Genomic DNA, 17,729 nt, shown 5'->3' with positions numbered 1-17,729 from the left:
ATGTCTTGATTTTAAAACGCCAAATCAAGTATTTAGAGACTTAAACAACAGTTGCACTTACTAGTTGAATCTAGGATATAAAAAAACGGCCGTTATTTTTATAACGACCGTCAAATAAACCATATTTAAAATCTAAAAATGCACTGTTTATGAAATAATTACCCCGGCATAAGCCACTACACTTTCATAATCCCCGGTAACCTTGCCAGAATTGGTATAATCAAGGAGTTTCCCACGTACTGCACCATTCTTTTGTACGGCATACATGCCGAGAGTCATAGGTAAGACTCCGCACATACTTATATTATTAGTGGAAACTGCCGAATAAAACCCTTCAGGGTCCATTCTGATCACAGCTTCAAGTGCAATTGAATCAAGTTTTTTGGCCATTTCAGCGGTAATGAAATGACTCATATCCGAGCTGACTACTATTGAAACGGGTTTAGAACTGCGCTCAATAATTTCAGCCAGAGCTTCTCCGGCCTTTTTAAGTGACCGGGGGGCAGACTCAGAAACGCAGACAGGAACAATTTTAGTTGCCGGATTAACGTGATGTAAAAAAGGAATAAGGACTTCTAAAGAATGCTCTCTACTGTGAGCGGCTTCGTTTGAGACAAATCCGGCTCCGCTTTCAAGGAGCTGTGCAGCCAGCCCTTCATCCACATCCAGCTTACCGCCGGGAAAATTCCAGCAACCGGTCGACCAGACAGACAAAGGCGCGCCTAATCCTGTATGATTCGGACCTAAAAGAATTACAACGGGAGCCAGAGAAACTTCCGCCAGAGTTTTACCGCATGTTCCGCCGGAAAACACATACCCGGCATGAGGAAGCATCACCAGCTTATCATAAGGGGGTTTAGATTTCTTTTTACGAGGTCCGGTATACTGCTCCACTTCATTTTTTAGTTCCTGCGGATTGTCAGTATAAAATCGCCCTGCAACGATTGGCTTTCTATCCATATCCACCTGCCTCCGGAGGATCGAATCAAAAACTACTGCCGATTAAAAAGACGGTGTCGGCTCGAATCTTGATGCGTCTCGCTCAATTTTACGGGTTGCAAGAGCGGATGTAGCCAAGCGTCCATACAAATCGTCAGGACTTTTCTCAGCAACTTCCTCCATCAACTTTTGCCACTCAGCCATGGCTCCTGCTTTTTCATAAAGCTGAGCCAGCCTGAAACGGGAAGAAGCCCACTCCGGATCTGAAATCGGTATATACTTATCATACTCGGCAGCCCACTGAAGAGCCTCTCTATATCTGCCGGAACTTTCAGCAGCAAAAATAGTCATCAAAATACAGTCCTTGATCTTCTCTCTATCTCCGCCTGTTTCAAGCAGCATTGAAAGAGCTTCCTGAGAATAAACAAATACTTTTTTCAGTTCCTTCTGTTTCATAGCAGATTTTGCCATATAATACATGGCATATGCTCTTGAAGATTCCGGAAGAAGTAAATTAGCGGCAAGTCCAGCCCAGAGAGGCGTACTTAATTCAGTCTCACCGAGATTTTCAAACGCCATAGCTTTGGCATATTCGATATGAACTTTCTGCTTAGGATCAACATCCCAGTTATTTCTAGCCATATCAACCAACTCGGTAACCTTGCTCCAAGCCTGCCCTTCCACATATATTCCAAGTGCCATATCAAGCGCCATGGCTGAATATTTGGGAACCTGTTTCTTTGTCAGATAGCGCTCGACAAGTTTAAGGGCTTCCTCTGGCTGATCTTTTTTCCAGTAACTTAAAGCAACGCCCATTCTGGTCTCATCACTGACTCCGTCGCCGTTATTATTTTTCTTGGCGTAGGAATTCCAGAAAGACACGACTCTGCCGTAATTTTCATCTTTGACCAACTCTGGAACAGCTTTATCAAAAACTCTGAAACCTAATTCACTGGCCTTATCATGCAAGGAACTTCTAGGATATTTATCAAGAAAATCCTGCACAGATCCGAGACAATCACCATATTTTTTATTCCAATAATACCACATTGCCAGCTTGAGCTGAGCAAGCGGGGCAAGGGGACTGTCAGGATGTTTTTCAATAATCTGAGTATAAATTTTCTGAGGTCTGAGATTATAAGGACGGTCAAAAACCTTATCCATATCGTCCATGCTGGGGTTATCATAAATACCTTCTTCAGCAAGACGCATCAGAGAAACAAGACCGCCTTCCTCCTCGGGATAATCCTTCGCCGTTTTTTCATAAATCTCTTTTGCAGCTCGTGAATCCCCGGTTTTAAGATAAATATCACCGATACGGGCTAAGACGATATCATTCTCTTTTGCATCCGGTGCCAGATTATAATACGCCCAATAGTTATCCTTGGCATCCTCGACCTTCCCAAGCCTATTCTGGGTGTTTGCCGCCATCAGTAAAAATCCGAGATCTTCAATATAATATCTGGGCCAACGTTTATCTATGTAATCGATAATTTGAAATGCCTGCTCGTTATACCCGAGAGCATCAAGAGATTTTGCAAGTCCAAGAGCGGCTTCGCGCACAACCTTGCTGTCAGGGTAACTCTGAACCAGAGTTTGAAACTGGTCCGCTGCTTTCTCATACTCGTGCATACCCAAGTAATATTCACCCCAATAGTAACTTATATAAGGAATATTCAGGTCATTAGGATACTGAGATTTTAATAAATTAAAATATGCTTTTGCTTCCGGCATATTTCCGACTTTCAAATTTATAAGACCGAGATTAAGCAGCGCCATAGGCACATTTGGTGAATTAGTATCCGAGTTCATGGCTTCCATCCACGAACTGGAAATTACACCGAAATTATTCTGGATGTCAGATTTATGAAGTTCAGTCACAGCTTCAGCTTTACCATATACAGCTTTAATTCTCAGCTCTTTAGGCAGATAAGACATTGCTGTAACTTCTTTAAATCCATCAACAGCGACTTGAACCTCTCCGTCTTCAAGAGCTGTTTCAGCAGCAAGCAAAATTCCTTTGGCGATTTTTATCTTGTCATCCAAAGTCAGTTCTTTACTCTCACCACCTTCTTCCTCGGCAGAACTCCCTTCATCAGTAGGAAATGCGTCAGTACTATCAACAGATTTTTCCAGAACATCCGTAGCGTTAGACTCTTCCTTGTAAAGATCCTCTTCAACTTCGGTTTCATTGCCGTTAAATTCAACACCTTCATCAGCAATCGGGAATTCTCCCATTTCAGGAGTCCCTGTATCACTTGACTCAGGTGGAGGAGCAACCGAACCGGAAACCTGTGATGGTGGTGGTGAAATTTTTCCGGTTACAGATCCTTCAGCAGAAGGTTCAGTAACTTCTAAAGATTCTTTATCAATCTCAGGTTCTTTAATTTCCTGTCCCTGCTCGGATGGCGGGGTAATACTTCCCGCAACAGAGCCACCCGTCTGATCTGCAACAGGCATAATCTGGCCGGAAACACTTCCGGATGAACCACCGGCTCTAAACGGTGGATTGGAAGTATCAACAACAGTAGCACCTTCCGGTCCGACTTTGGAAACGGGAGCGCGATAAGTATAAGGAACAGAATAGAAAGGACGTCTCATAGGGACAGATTCAGACAAAACCTTTTCATCCTGAACAGGAGCGGCCTGCCCGTCTTCTTCAGGAGAAATATCAATTTCATCGATAATCGGAGGTTCTACTTCAGCAGCAGCCTTTTGCGCAGCAATTTTTTGGTCATTAGCTTTTTGGGCTGCGGCCTTTTGAGCTGCTATTTTATTTGCGGCAGCTTTCTGGGCAGCAACTTTTTTAGCTGCTCTTTGTTCGGCTTTTCTTTTTACGGCGGCAGCGCGTTTTGCTTTATCTTCGGGAGAACGCCATTTTGATCCAATGGGATCTCGGAAAAACTGCAAAACCATCTCGCCGTTGCCACCGGGAAAACGAATGAATCCAAACCCACTCATTTTGGTTCCGATAACAACCGAACTTGGTCCCACTTTAATGGAATCAACAACACGCATACCAGATAAGGGCATAGGAGTCGGGGCTTTTTCACCCTTTAAGGAATTGGCTGGAAATGAAATTGTAATCTGCTGACGTCCGGTTCTGCGGACTGTGCCGGAAAGATTCTTCTGATCAAAGACGAGACGAAGGGCATCCATGTCTGACTTGGTATCAAGAAAATACTCCATAGCCAAACCCGGATGGGGGCAAGCGAGCCAAATGAAGGCCGCCATCAAAAGTGTCCGGAATACTCCGGTAAAACTGCTGATCGTCACAATCCGGTATTTCTGCAATATTCTTGCCTACCCTGCATAATCAACAAATAAAAATGAAAAAACCTTTAAACTTCCAGATTTCTTTTCTTGATTTTCTCAATGAGTGTCGTCCGCTTAACTCCAAGAAGTTCTGCGGCCTTATTTTTGACGCCATCCGCTTTCTGTAAAGCTTCAATAAGAATTTTATCCTCAATCTGTTCAAGAAAATCTTTAAGACCTTCACTGCTGTGCTCGTTCATATCTTCTAAAGTCGGCCATGAAAAACCCATAGGTTGAACAAGCTCGGATACTTTTATCTTAGGTTCTCTGCCCACATCTCTCAATATTTTTTCAGGCAGATCGTCAGGCGTAACTTCATCCTCGTCACAGAGGATGGACAGCCTTTCCATGAAATTTTCCAGTTCGCGAACATTGCCCGGCCACGAATATGAAACCAGCATATCCGCAGTTTCAGGAAGTAGTTTCAAATTAACTCTATCTTTTCCTGAACAAAAATTGGACAGAAAGTGCTTTGCCAGAATAAGAACATCCCCGCCTCTTTCACGCAAGGGTGGAAGATGCATCGGGATAACATTCAAACGATAAAAAAGATCTTCACGAAACCTTCCGGCGGCAACTTCGACTTCCAGATCCCGGTTAGTTGCAGCAACGATTCTAACATCCACTTTCTTTATCTGAGTGCCGCCGACCCGCTCAATTTCCTTTTCCTGCAAGACTCGTAAAATCTTGACCTGAAGACTGAGATCCATTTCACCTATTTCATCAAGGAAAATAGTTCCGCCGTCAGCTAATTCAAATCGCCCCGGACGTGAACGGATTGCATGCGTAAAAGCGCCTTTCTCATGACCGAAAAGTTCGGATTCAAGGAGTTCTCTGGGAATAGCGCCGCAGTTAACCGGAACAAAAGGTTTCCCTTTACGTTTACTGTTGCGATGCAAAGCACGGACAACCAACTCCTTACCCGTACCGGATTCCCCGGTTACCAGCACGGTACTGTCGGTAGGCGCGACTTTTCCAAGGACTTTAAAAACATCCCTGAGGGCAACACTGTTGCCTATTATTCCATCAAGATTAAGAGCCATCTGGCCTCCGAAATTTACTATCCGGGGAACTGATAAAATAACGTTCCACACGACTCCGGCTTAAAACCGGAATACTGTTTTGCGACTGTTAAAAAAAAGTCTATATATTAAGTGTCAATGAAATGACACAAAGTCAATGTGCAAGTGAATTTTTATTACAAAATATTAATAAAAACACTGAGAACCAGACTTCGTGACCTACTCCATTTCTTCCAACTCTTTCCCTCTGGTTTCACGCACAAAAAACATTACAAATAAAAATGAAACCGCAGCAAAAAAAGCGTATATTGAATAGGTTTTTCCAAGTCCCGCCCATTCCACAAGTGAAGGAAAAGAAGCTGAAACCAAAAAATTTGCTACCCACTGCGCGCCCGCACCCAAAGCAAGAGCAGATGCTCTTACCCGGTTATTAAACATCTCTCCAAGCAAAACCCACACAACGGGCCCCCATGAAAATCCGAAACAGAAGACATAGAGATTCGCTGCAACAAGAGCTGTGGTGGCGGAAGAACCGCTTAAGGCAGGATGACCGGCAGCATCAAGCGGCGCGTTGGCAAAAAGAAAGGCAAGCAACCCAAGAGTCAACAACATTCCCGCTGAACCAAGCAGCAACAGAGGCTTACGTCCTACACGGTCAATAAAAGCAATCGCCACCAGAGTTGTCACAATATTTACAACTCCGGTAATCACAGTAATCCACAACGAATTTTCCTCTGAAAACCCCACACTGCGCCAGAGCATGCTTCCATAATAAAAAATGACATTAATGCCGACGAATTGCTGCAAAACCGAAAGCCCCAGACCAACCCAAATGATCGGTGTAAATCCGAAACGCCCTTTCAAATCGGCAAAAGAAGAACCGTTTTCAACTCTAAGAGTAACCTTAATTTCTTCTATTTTTTCAAGAACACGTTCGCCTAAAACTCTTGAAAGCACACTTTCAGCTTCACGCTCGCGCCCCGTACCTATTAAATAGCGGGGAGATTCAGGAATCATCAAAGCTGCGAAACCGTAAAGCAATGCAGGCGGGACTTCAGCCCAGAACATCCAGCGCCATGTTTCAGCCCCCAGCCATAAATCCATGCTGGCAGAGCCTCCGGCAATCTTTACCAACATGTAATTGCTGAGCATGGCTATAAAAATACCCGTTACAATAGCAAGCTGCTGGAGCGATCCGAACCGTCCACGTAAATTAGCGGGTGAAATCTCAGCGATATAAGCAGGGGTAATAGCGCTGGCAAGACCGATTCCCATCCCGCCTACAAACCGCCAGAATATAAAATCCCACACAGTAAAGGGAAAGCCTGAACCTATACCACTGGCAGTAAACATCACCGCAGCGAGAAGCATAGGCTTCACTCTGCCATAACGGTCAGAAATAAATCCGGAAGACAAAGCTCCCACGGCCGACCCCATAAGGGCCAACGAAACAGACATCCCCACAAGCACCGGACCGACCTTAAAATGTTCCCCCAAAGCAACTACAGCCCCGTTTATGACTGCGGTATCAAATCCAAAAAGAAAACCGCCAAGAGCTGCGGCTGCGGAAATAAGTAAAACAAAAATGACACTTGTGGACTGTTTGCCTTCGAGGGGAGCATTCACCATAATCGACCTCTGCTTTTGAAATAATTTTCAACAACTGCTTATGCTGAATTAATCCGTTACAGGACAACATGAGCGAGAGTATTTTAAAATCGGTAACATACTCAATAATCTGTGTCATCAATATAACAAAAACAAAAAAGTCCGCCGGATGCTAAACACATCCGGCGGACTATATGATTCACTTGTAACACACGACAACCAGCCGCGGTTACTTGAAGATTAAAAAGGATCAGTTATTTCTGCGGGCAATTTCCTTAGCCGGAATGAGTCCTGTTGCAGAAGCGGAAACAATATTCCCCGCTACGCCCGGGCCATCTCCGGCCACAAACAGACCTTCGTAAGCAGTTTCAAGCATATTACTTGTCTCAACCTGTGTTGAGAAAAATTTAATCTCAGGCGCATAAAGAAGTGTCTCTTCATTTGCGACACCCGGAACAACTTCATTAAGTTTTTCCAGACCTTCGATAAGGTTTCTTACAATACGCTCAGGAAGTGCCATTGCAATATCACCGCAAGTGACATTCTTCATGGTCGGTTCAATGAAACTGTTGTGAACACGATTCCATGTGGAACGACGACCACGCTTCAAGTCTCCGAAACGCTGAAGAATAGGCTTTCCGCCACCGATAATAGTTGCAAGCTTACCTATAGACTCGCCGTATGCGTGATTATCGGTAACAGGCTCTTCAAGCACTACTTTTGAAAGGAACGCAAAGTTTGTATTTTCAGACTTTTTATCCATGTAAGCATGCCCGTTAACACAAACAAAATCCTGATAGTTTTCAAGCGCGATAAAACCGCCCTGATTCGTACAGAATGTGCGGACCTGATCATCATATGTATTGGTACGGATAAAGAATGTGGGGTCATAAATAACACTGCAAAGGTCACGCATTATATCTGCTGGAACCTCCACACGCACTCCAACCTCAATACCACGCTGAGTAATAGCAAGATCATGCCGCTTGGCAATAGTTCCCATCCATTCAGAACCGACTCTTCCCGGAGCAAGAATTACATTCTTAGCGCGATATTCAGAACGGCTGGTAACAACCCCGGCAAGAGCGCCGTCTTCAATCAAAATATCTTTAACTTCTTCCGAAGTGTGAAATGTCACACCGCATCCTTTGACATATTCCGCCATTGCCGCAATATGACCGGGAAGATTGTCGCTACCAAGATGCTTTTGTTTAATAAGAAGAAGATCAATGCCGTTCTTAAGGGCATTCTTACGAATCTCTTTCGCAGCTTCCATGTCAGTAGGAAATACTTTCCCGTCCATGTTAAAGCGATTAAAAATAACTTCTGTCTCATCAATAAGCTCTTTAGCTTTCGCAACAGACATAAACTGAGTTAAATCAGTTTTACCGAGCTTATGGATATAATTAAGTTTACCGTCAGAAAACAAACCTGCCCCGCCGACACCGGAAAGGATATTACAGGGCTTGCACTTAATGCACTCCTGATCTCCGGTTATGGGACAATTTCTTTTGAGGGAAGGCTTTCCTTTTTCGATAACCAGAACATCAAGGTCCGTATTCTCGCCAAGATGATACGCAGCGAAAAGACCGGCTGGTCCACCGCCAACGATAATAACATCAAACTCTTTCTTCCCGGTACTGTTCGGGCACATAATTTTCTCCAGATTGGTCTTTTTATCAGCGTCAACATAAGACGCGCAAACATCCCAATATACGCTTTTAGCTAAACACAATCAAGAAAGCAACTATTATAAAAAAAATTTTAAGATCAAAAGGAATACTACTATCGACAAAACAAAAAACATCTTATCGTCACAACCAATTTAACGGACACTCGGCACTTGACCGGACAGCGTTACTTTCCTAATGCTGATAAAAACAACAAGGAACGGACATGAGACTGACCACCAGAAGCAGATACGGAACAAGAATGATGCTCGATATTGCTATGCACTGCGAAGATGGCCCCGTACGCATCAGCGACATTGCTCAGCGTCAGGGACTCTCGACCAAATATCTTGAAAAACTTATCCGCGAATTAAAAAAAGCAGGATTCATATCCAGCAAACGCGGCCCCGGCGGCGGGCACACCTTGGCAATGACCCCGAAAGAGATTTCCGTAGGTGCTATTGTCAGAAGTCTTGAAGGTGAGGCTGGACTTGTTGAATGTCTGGCAAGCGACAATCTCTGCCAAAGAATAGAGGACTGTCCGACTCGTGAAGTCTGGATCAAAGCAAGCAAAGCAATGTACGCCGCTCTGGACGAAATAAGTATATCTGACATGCTGAAAGAAGGTTCTTTCTGCGTTAAAACCAAACCTTTTTAAAAACCAGTCTCCACTCAGCTCACTGACTCAGTCCCGGCCTGCACGGTTGGGACTGCGCTATAACTCTCTTTGCTTTCATTCAGCCAGCTTCTATTTCTATCTAAACAATTCGCATTTGAACTGCCTACACCCGATAAGATTCGAAACTTATTGCTGCCCGCGCTCTGTTATCAGAAAATCAGACACATAAAGCATAAACCAATCAATAATAAATATTAGACCTTTTCAGTCCAGATACTTATACATACGGCCTTAACTCTGTTCATAACCCCAAAGGAGAATATTATGTTCGCTCCCAAAAAAGTTTTAAGCGTATGTTCAGCAATTCTTATGATCCTGATTCTTGCAAGCTCTGCTTTTGCCATGAAAGACCAATATAACTACATGAATGGAGATTCATTGCAGAATGCTCTTGATCAGAGTGCCGCAATCGCAATCGTTGACATTCAGGTTGCAGACCAGTTCAAAGCTCACCACATCAAAGGGGCTATTCAAACTTGCGCCTATCCCGTTAAATCAAGTTCAGACAAAGCTAAACTTGATGCACCCATTCTAGACCTTAAAACAGGAACACAGCCTGTTGTAGTTATCTGTCCGCGCGGTCAAGGCGGAGCTGAGCGCACTGTTGATTACCTTAACGCAAACGGAATCCCTTCCTACCGCCTGTTTATCCTGACGGACGGTCAGGACGGCTGGAAACACGCGGTTGAATCCAAATAAATTATCGATAACATAAAACTGAAAAGGGTCGGCAGGTTTTCCTGCCGACCCTTTTTTTATAGCAAAACTTGCCTGCCTCACACAAAATAAACTACAGTTCTGACATGACATACAAATTAATTATACTTTGTGTCTTAGCTTTGCTGGCAATTGTTTTCATATCAGCCTGCTCCGCCAATAAACCTGAAAATCTCGGCATTAAAAACGGAGAATTTTCAGCATGCCCGTCCAGCCCCAATTGTGTTTCATCACAAGCATCAGATGAAAATCACAAAATAGCCCCACTGAAAGCACATGGCGAACTTGCTACAGTAATGGCAAATCTTCAGGAAAGCATTAAACAAATGGATGGAAGCAAAGTGATAAAGCTGGAAGGAGCTTATCTTCACGCTGAATTTACCAGCAATATTATGCGCTTCGTAGATGATCTGGAATGTTTTTACGATAAAGACAATAATAAAATAGAGGTCCGTTCAGCCTCACGTATCGGATACTCGGATTTATCCGCCAACAAAAAAAGAATTGAAAAGCTGCGAACCATCTTCGAAAAAAAACAATAGTCTCTCAACCATAACACAAACTGCCACCACGTAGGCGGCGCAAAAAAACCTCAAACTCGAAACGTATTCTTAATACGTGATAATTTGAGGTTTTTGCAGCAACGAAGTAATCGGAAGCTTTTCAGTCGTCTACAAAAGTTCGCCGCCATCGCTCGACCTGTATTTCAAGGAAGCAACAGCGGCTGATGTCGGAGACAGGTGGGGACCTTTCCCCTCTGCCTCCTGTACTTATAATATAATCACGATTTATTTTTTTTCAATACTTGCGAAGGCACAATGATTATGAATTGATTCAAAACTTTCTACATCAACCTTATACCATATTACTTTAGGCTGTTTTTCTAAACCCTTAGCAACATTCCTAACAACATCTTCTACAAACGTAGGATTTGCAAAAGAATCTTCAGTCACATATTTTTCGTCTTCTCTTTTAAGAAGTGAGTAAACTTGAGAGGAACCTGAAGCTTCCGCTATTTCTATAAGATCTTCTATCCAGACAAACCCTTTCGAACGCGTTTTAATATGTATGACCGCCCGCTGACTGTGCGCGCCCTCATCACTGATTGCTTTTGAACAGGGACAAACGGTCATTACTGGAACTTTCACACCGAGAGTAAACTCCAGATGCCCGCCGATCAATTCTCCTTCAACGGAACAGTCGTAACTCATGAACCCTTTACGTCCGCTGACAGGAGAAGTCTTTTTCAAACAATAGGGAAAACAAAGTTTTGCATGAGCACTCTTAGCTTCCAGCCTTTTTAAAATATCGTTGAGAAGATTAAAGAAGCTTTTATAGTCCAGTTCTTCGGACCAATCTTCAAGCGCTTCAATAAACCTACTCATATGCGTACCCTTAAAATGGGCCGGCAGATCTACCGAAAGAGTAACTTTAGCCATTGTATGCTGGCTTTTTGATGCACGATCCCGCACGACCAGAGGCAGGGTAAGGTCACGAACTCCGACTCTGTCGATTGACATGGCTACTTGAGAGGGACCGTTTTGAACGTCTTCCATTTTACTCCATCGGCATCACAGCGCTGATGCCTTATTTGATACGTCCGCAAAACTGTCGTACGGGTATCCATGCTGATAATTTTATAAAATATTTAAAGTACTTTAAATTTAAACGAGAGTTTCACCGGTGGTAGTCAGACCAAGCTTGCCGTGCTTGACTCCTTTGGTAGAAATAAGCCTGTGAGCAAGTTCTTTGATCTCCTTGCCGTCACCTTTCAGAACAAGAACTTCCAGACAGTTGTCATGATCTAAATGAACATGCAGCGTGGACAAAATCATGCCATGGCTGTCATGCTGCAACTCGGTGAGTCTCTGAGAAAGACCGCTTTGATGATGATCGTAAACCAGAGAAAGAGTTCCGGCCATTTCACCGTCAGTCTCATCCCATTCTTTTTCAACAAGCATATTACGAATAAGATCTCTGATTGCCTCAGAACGGGTCTGATAACTTTTTTCATCACAAAGCTTATCGAACTTTTCCAGCAAATCTGAATCTAGAGAAACCCCGAAACGTATAGTTTTACCCATTTTAGTCCTCCTTATATATTAGATATGCCGGGAACAACTTCCCGAATATTAACAGTCATTTCAGCATTACAGCAGGCTGCTTTTTCAGTCAGCGGTAAAGAAGTTTTCCAGCCAAGACTCTCAAGCCGCTCCCAGACGGGAGTTGAAACATCTCTCACCGGTTCAGCCATCCATATAGTTCCTTCAGGTTTTAACACCTGCCTGAACAATTTTTCCAGCGGCTCAAAAAATCTTTTCTCATAAAGAATGTCACCGCCCCAGATATAATCAAATGAATTCTCAGCTAAGGCCATCTCCCGCCAGTCCATCTGCAACCAAAGCGGCTGAGTCGTTCCGTTCAGAACGGCATTACCTTTTGCGAAAATAAGGGGAGGATATTCATAATCGAAAGCAACGACTTCTGCCCCGAGCGACACACCTATAATGGCGGTTAAACCAAGGCCGCATCCAAGATCAAGACACTTCTTACCTTTAATTAAAGAACGATTCCGATAAAGCCATTCACCGAGCAAAACACTTGCGGGCCAAAGCTCTGCCCAATACGGTAAACGTTCGTCATCACCGAAATCATCTTCACCGATAGAGTTCCATAAACTCTCAAGATCGGCAGTTCTTTCAATCTTCCAATCACGACCTGCGGTTCTGACTGAAATTATTTCTCTATCACCTGAAACCCAATCCATTAAGGGCTACTCCCAAAAAAATAACTTATTATTTCATGAACATTTCATAAACAACGAAAAGCGACTATATTCCTTTGCGTATGCTTTTCTTCGTCAAAAGACAAGCAAGAGTAACACGGTTATATTGGTTACCAATTAGACAAAATTTATACTTTTTCTTTGTCGGCTAATTTTATAAGGTAATTATCTTGAATTACTCTATCCGTAAGACTTTTATTTCTTAAGCAGGAATGCTATCAGAAGAAAGTCCTTATAAAGGACCACTCAAAATAACTTAAATCAAGAGCACTCATAGAGGAGGCTTTATGATCCCTCAGGAACTTCTTTACGCCAAATCTCACGAATGGCTCAAAGTCGAAGGCGAAAACGGAACCATCGGTATCACTCACTTTGCTCAGGAACAGCTTGGCGATCTCACTTTCATCGAGTTACCGCAGAAAGGAGATACATTTGAAGCTGGAGACGAATTCGGTTCTATCGAATCGGTTAAAGCTGCCAGCGAAGTATATGCACCAGTTGCATGTGAGGTAATCGCTGTAAATGAGAGTCTTGAAGACGCTCCTGAAAAAGTGAATGACGATCCTTATGGAGAAGGCTGGCTGATCAAAGTCAAAATCACCGGACCTACTGAAGATCTTATGGACGCATCAGCCTATCAGGAAGTAACAGAAGAAGATGCCCACTAATCCGGACACATCATACATTATATAATAAACTGAATCTTCCCCGCCAGCCGCTTTAGGCATGCGGGGAAGTAACTTTTTCATCGGAGGACTAAATGCCTTACGTACCCCATTCCCCGGAACAAATACGGGAAATGCTTGAAGTGATCGGCGTAAACTCCGTGGATGACTTGTTTGCTGAAATTCCGGCAGAACTAAGACCTAAAAGCTTTAACCTTCCTAAAGGCAACAGCGAAATGGCCGTTTTGCAAAAAATGGAACAACTGGCTGCAAGAAATACCACAGATCTCACAAGTTTTCTCGGCGCCGGATTTTACGACCACTTCATCCCTACCGCAGTTGATGCACTTGTTTCCCGCAGCGAATTTTACACAGCATATACTCCGTATCAGCCCGAAGCTTCTCAAGGAACTTTGCAGGCCATTTTTGAATACCAGACTGCAATGGCAAGACTTATGGATCTTGATTATGCCAATGCGTCTGTATATGACGGTGGTACAGCTTTATACGAAGCAACCCTCATGGCTGTACGCAAAACAAAACGCCGTAAAATCATCGTGAGTGAAGCACTCAACCCCATCTACAGGGTTATGCTCGACTCATATACAACCAATCTGAACCTTGAACTTGTCACAGTACCGCACAATCACGGCCGTACAAACATCAAGTCATTTACAGCCGCAATCGATAACGATACCGCCGCCGTAATCGTTCAGAATCCCAACTTTTTCGGATCAGTGAATGACTTCACCAACCTTTTTGCAACGGCCCACGAACATAAAGCTATTGCAATCATGTCGACCTATCCAGTATTGCAGGCTGTCTTAAAGACACCCGGCGAGATGGGCGCTGATATTGCTGTTGCGGAAGGACAGAGTGTAGGACAGCCTCTTTCATTCGGTGGACCTTACCTTGGAATCATGACCTGTACCAAAGAGCTTATTCGTCAGATGCCCGGACGCATAGCCGGACGTACTGAAGACAGTGAAGGCAGGACTGGTTATGTTCTGACGCTTCAAGCAAGAGAACAACACATCAGAAGACACAAAGCGACCTCGAACATCTGCTCTAATCAGGCATTATGCGCACTTCGTACTCTGATCCATCTCTGCCTGCTCGGTGAAGAAGGCTTGCATCGTACAGCGCTGCTTTCAATCGAGCGTGCTCATTACGCATCCGAAAGACTCACCGCCATTCCCGGAGTGGAACTTTTCACTAAAGGCCCGTTCGGTAACGAGTTTGCAATAACTCTTCCGGTTAACGCCTTTGAAGTTATCGACAAACTTACAAAACGCGGCATCATCCCCGGCTTCCCGCTGGGACGCTACTACGAAGGACTTGAAAACGAACTGCTCGTAGCATGCACTGAAAAAACCACAGAAGAACAAATCGGCATCTTTGCTGAAATACTGCGGGGGGAACTCTAATGGGAACCGTATTCAAAAAATCCGTACCCGGACGTGAAGGTGTGTGGCCTGAAAAACCCGCAACCAAGGTAGAATACTATATTCCGTCTGAACTGCTGCGCAAAGGCTCAGGCATGCCTTCCCTTTCCGAGCTTGATGTGGTTCGTCATTTCACTAAATTGTCCATGAAAAACTTCGGGGTAGACTCCAATTTCTATCCTCTTGGTTCATGCACAATGAAATACAATCCTAAATTCACAGAGCAGGTTGCCGCCCTACCCGGTTTCGCAAGACTGCATCCGGCAATCTCCCAGCTCAAAGGTGCCGGCCATCTTTGTCAGGGGGCGCTCGAAGTTATTTTCGAGACCGAAAGATTGCTGAGTGAACTCTGCGGTATGGCTGACTTCACCATGCATCCCATGGCGGGAGCACACGGCGAACTGACCGGTGTAATGCTCATAGCCGCTTATCATAGAGATAAAGGCAATAAGAAAACTAAAATTATATGTCCTGACTCAGCTCACGGAACCAATCCCGCATCAGCAACAATTGCCGGATACGAGGTTGTGTCTGTTGAATCACATGACGGAATCATCACCCCCGAAGCACTCGCTGAAGTTCTTGATGATGAAGTCGCAGCGGTTATGATGACTTGCCCTAACACCTTGGGTCTGTTCGAAAAACACCTGCCTGAAATTGTCAAAATGATTCATGATAAAGACGCTCTTCTTTACTATGACGGCGCAAACATGAATGCCGTTATGGGAAAAATGCGCGTAGGTGATGCCGGATTTGATGTTGTTCATCTAAATCTGCATAAAACCCTCGCCACACCTCACGGCGGAGGCGGTCCCGGTTCCGGGCCTGTCGGTGTATGCGAAAAACTGACTCCTTTCCTGCCTATTTCACGAGTGAAAAAACTTGAAGACGGTCAGTATTACCTCTCCTACGATGCTCCAAAGTCAATCGGATACGTAGCTCCTTTCTATGGCAACTTCGGTGTTTACCTAAAAGCTTACGCCTACATGCTCCGCCTAGGCCGCGAAGGTCTTATCAGAGCAACTGAAAATGCTGTTCTCAATGCAAACTACATGCGCAAAAGACTCGAAAAATACTTTGAGATTCCTTACAACCGCATCTGTATGCACGAATTCGTTCTTTCAGCAGTAAATCAAGCCAAAAACGGAGTACGCGCTCTGGATGTGGCAAAAGCTCTTCTCGACAAGGGACATCATGCCCCTACCATCTACTTCCCGCTTATTGTTAAGGAATGTATGATGATTGAGCCGACTGAAACTGAAAGTAAAGAAACTCTCGACCTATTCATTAATGATTTGATTGAAATCGCAAAGCTTTCAAACCAAAATCCTGATTTTATCAAGAACGCCCCTGTTACTCTTCCAGTCAGTAGACTGGATGAAACAAAAGCTGCGCGCGACATGGTGATCACTGATGACATTAAATAATTTACCAACCGGAATCCGCTCCTACGACCTCGTGGTCGTAGGAGCCGGCCCGGGCGGCTTTGACGCAGCAACAGAAGCTGCAACATTCGGAATCAAAGTTGCCTTGGTAGAAAAAGATCTTCTCGGCGGAACATGTGTGAATGTAGGCTGCATCCCCACAAAACTTTATCTTGGCGCAACCTCTCCGGTTGAAGACCTTGCTGCGCAGGTCAAAGCGAGAGTTGCGACAGGTGAAATAAAAATAAATTTTGAAGCTCTTTGCACAAAAAAAGACCGCTTTATCGGTGCAACCCGTAAAGCGATGGCGCAAAAGCTTAAAGCCCTGGGAATTGATTTCTACCCTGCTACCGCAAAAATCATTGAACAAGGTAAAATAGAAGTTTCCCACCCGAACGAAACCGCTATTTTAGAATATAAAAACCTTGTACTGGCGACAGGTTCGCATCCCACTGTTTTCCCAGGACTCGAGCCTGACAATGAGACGGTTTTAGACAACACAGGCTTTCTTGGACTCACTGAAATGCCTGAATCACTTCTCGTCATCGGAGCAGGTTTTATCGGTTTAGAAATGGCTCAAATTGCCCATAGAACCGGAACGAAAATTACAATCGTGGACGCTCTTGACAGAATAGCTGTGTATGAAGATCCCGAAGTCTCCAAAACGTTGCGCTCTGTTTTCAAGCGTCATAAATGGGACATCAGACTGGGCGTGAAAGTAAAATCCGTCACTGCTGAAAACGGCAAAGCTGTTTTGCGCACCGAAGACGGTGATGAAATAATCGCGGATAAAGCCCTGATTGCCATTGGACGACGTCCTAATTCAAAAGAGATCGGTCTCGAGAACTGCGGAGCTTCAACCGTAGGTCCAGGCTTTGTGAAAGTTGATGAAAACCTTGAAGCAGCACCGCATATTTATGCGATCGGAGACTTGAACGGTAAAACTCTTCTTGCTCACGCAGCCAGCCATCAAGCCGGATATGTTGTGCGCAGAATTACCGGAAAAGACAAAGGTCCGTACACTCATGCCCCCATCCCTTCAATTCTCTATGGATCACCCGAAACCATGCGTGTCGGACAGATGGTCACCGACCTTGAAGGAAAAGGTGAGATAAAAGTATCTTCGTTCCAACTGGTAGCCAATCCCATTGCGCAATCATATGCCGCAACTCAAGGCTTTGTGAAAGTGGTATGGCTGGATGATAAAGTTACAGGAATTACCGCTGTCGGACACCATGTGTCCGGCTTCACGACTGCTGCTGCTATGATTGTTCAAGAGGCATGGACTGAAGAAGATCTCCACAAAGTAATTTTTCCACATCCTTCACTTGATGAAGCTTTGCTAGGTGCTTTGAAAGCGGAGAAACAACCCCCTAAATAATTTCAAAGCAGCATTGCGGAAGACTGCTCCAAATGTTATTTTAAATCTCGTTGAAGACTAATCTTCAGCGGGATTTTCT

The 17,729-nt window shown here is 44.2% G+C and carries 15 protein-coding genes; 7 read left to right on the top strand and 8 right to left on the bottom strand.

Annotated elements, in window-relative coordinates:
• Positions 1 to 147: 147 nt before the first annotated feature.
• The 5 genes from amrB to JEY82_RS15675 all read right to left on the bottom strand — a co-directional run bounded on the left by amrB (position 148) and on the right by JEY82_RS15675 (position 8,538).
• Positions 148 to 960, bottom strand: a complete 813-nt coding sequence (amrB, locus tag JEY82_RS15695) for an AmmeMemoRadiSam system protein B (protein WP_304087330.1) — start codon at positions 958 to 960, stop codon at positions 148 to 150.
• A gap of 42 nt (positions 961 to 1,002) precedes the next feature.
• Entirely contained in the window at positions 1,003 to 4,173 is a 3,171-nt protein-coding gene (locus tag JEY82_RS15690; RefSeq protein WP_304087328.1) for a tetratricopeptide repeat protein, read from the bottom strand.
• A 107-nt stretch (positions 4,174 to 4,280) separates the two neighbouring features.
• Positions 4,281 to 5,297, bottom strand: coding sequence for a sigma-54-dependent Fis family transcriptional regulator (locus JEY82_RS15685; protein WP_304087326.1), 1,017 nt, complete (start codon positions 5,295 to 5,297; stop codon positions 4,281 to 4,283).
• A gap of 198 nt (positions 5,298 to 5,495) precedes the next feature.
• A complete protein-coding gene (locus JEY82_RS15680) occupies positions 5,496 to 6,905 on the bottom strand; it encodes a sugar porter family MFS transporter (protein WP_304087324.1) in 1,410 nt (469 codons plus the stop codon).
• Positions 6,906 to 7,134: 229 nt separating this feature from the next.
• Positions 7,135 to 8,538 (bottom strand): NAD(P)/FAD-dependent oxidoreductase, encoded by a 1,404-nt coding sequence (locus JEY82_RS15675; protein ID WP_304087322.1) that lies wholly within the window; start codon positions 8,536 to 8,538, stop codon positions 7,135 to 7,137.
• Between the two features lie 242 nt (positions 8,539 to 8,780).
• Between JEY82_RS15675 and JEY82_RS15670 the strand changes: the two genes are divergently transcribed.
• From JEY82_RS15670 to JEY82_RS15660, 3 genes are all read left to right on the top strand, one after another.
• The gene (locus JEY82_RS15670) at positions 8,781 to 9,212 is read left to right on the top strand and encodes an Rrf2 family transcriptional regulator (RefSeq protein WP_304087320.1); all 432 of its coding nucleotides are present in this window, start codon (positions 8,781 to 8,783) and stop codon (positions 9,210 to 9,212) included.
• Between the two features lie 285 nt (positions 9,213 to 9,497).
• Positions 9,498 to 9,932, top strand: a complete 435-nt coding sequence (locus JEY82_RS15665) for a rhodanese-like domain-containing protein (protein WP_304087318.1) — start codon at positions 9,498 to 9,500, stop codon at positions 9,930 to 9,932.
• A gap of 104 nt (positions 9,933 to 10,036) precedes the next feature.
• The gene (locus JEY82_RS15660; protein WP_304087316.1) at positions 10,037 to 10,492 is read left to right on the top strand and encodes a DUF1499 domain-containing protein; all 456 of its coding nucleotides are present in this window, start codon (positions 10,037 to 10,039) and stop codon (positions 10,490 to 10,492) included.
• Between the two features lie 246 nt (positions 10,493 to 10,738).
• Here the strand turns inward: JEY82_RS15660 and folE2 are convergent, their stop codons facing one another.
• The 3 genes from folE2 to JEY82_RS15645 all read right to left on the bottom strand — a co-directional run bounded on the left by folE2 (position 10,739) and on the right by JEY82_RS15645 (position 12,717).
• Entirely contained in the window at positions 10,739 to 11,506 is a 768-nt protein-coding gene (gene folE2, locus JEY82_RS15655) for a GTP cyclohydrolase FolE2 (protein ID WP_092161934.1), read from the bottom strand.
• 108 nt (positions 11,507 to 11,614) lie between these two features.
• Complete coding sequence (nikR, locus tag JEY82_RS15650) at positions 11,615 to 12,034, bottom strand: nickel-responsive transcriptional regulator NikR (RefSeq protein WP_092161932.1); 420 nt, start codon at positions 12,032 to 12,034, stop codon at positions 11,615 to 11,617.
• Between the two features lie 11 nt (positions 12,035 to 12,045).
• Positions 12,046 to 12,717: a methyltransferase gene (locus JEY82_RS15645; protein ID WP_304087312.1), complete on the bottom strand. Its 672-nt coding sequence runs from the start codon at positions 12,715 to 12,717 to the stop codon at positions 12,046 to 12,048.
• Positions 12,718 to 13,022: 305 nt separating this feature from the next.
• On the opposite strand from JEY82_RS15645, the gene gcvH reads away from it, so the two are divergent.
• The 4 genes from gcvH to JEY82_RS15625 all read left to right on the top strand — a co-directional run bounded on the left by gcvH (position 13,023) and on the right by JEY82_RS15625 (position 17,650).
• Entirely contained in the window at positions 13,023 to 13,403 is a 381-nt protein-coding gene (gene gcvH / locus JEY82_RS15640; RefSeq protein ID WP_092161928.1) for a glycine cleavage system protein GcvH, read from the top strand.
• A 92-nt stretch (positions 13,404 to 13,495) separates the two neighbouring features.
• Positions 13,496 to 14,827, top strand: coding sequence for an aminomethyl-transferring glycine dehydrogenase subunit GcvPA (gene gcvPA / locus JEY82_RS15635; RefSeq protein ID WP_304087309.1), 1,332 nt, complete (start codon positions 13,496 to 13,498; stop codon positions 14,825 to 14,827).
• Entirely contained in the window at positions 14,827 to 16,272 is a 1,446-nt protein-coding gene (gcvPB, locus tag JEY82_RS15630) for an aminomethyl-transferring glycine dehydrogenase subunit GcvPB (protein ID WP_304087307.1), read from the top strand. Before gcvPA ends, gcvPB begins: the two co-directional genes overlap by 1 nt.
• The gene (locus JEY82_RS15625) at positions 16,259 to 17,650 is read left to right on the top strand and encodes an NAD(P)/FAD-dependent oxidoreductase (RefSeq protein ID WP_304087306.1); all 1,392 of its coding nucleotides are present in this window, start codon (positions 16,259 to 16,261) and stop codon (positions 17,648 to 17,650) included. The genes gcvPB and JEY82_RS15625 overlap by 14 nt, the downstream gene beginning before the upstream one ends.
• Positions 17,651 to 17,729: the final 79 nt, after the last annotated feature.

The sequence above is a fragment of the Maridesulfovibrio ferrireducens genome (assembly GCF_016342405.1).
In the GTDB taxonomy this organism is placed as follows: domain Bacteria; phylum Desulfobacterota; class Desulfovibrionia; order Desulfovibrionales; family Desulfovibrionaceae; genus Maridesulfovibrio; species Maridesulfovibrio ferrireducens_A.
This window is presented reverse-complemented; position numbering and strand designations above follow the sequence as displayed.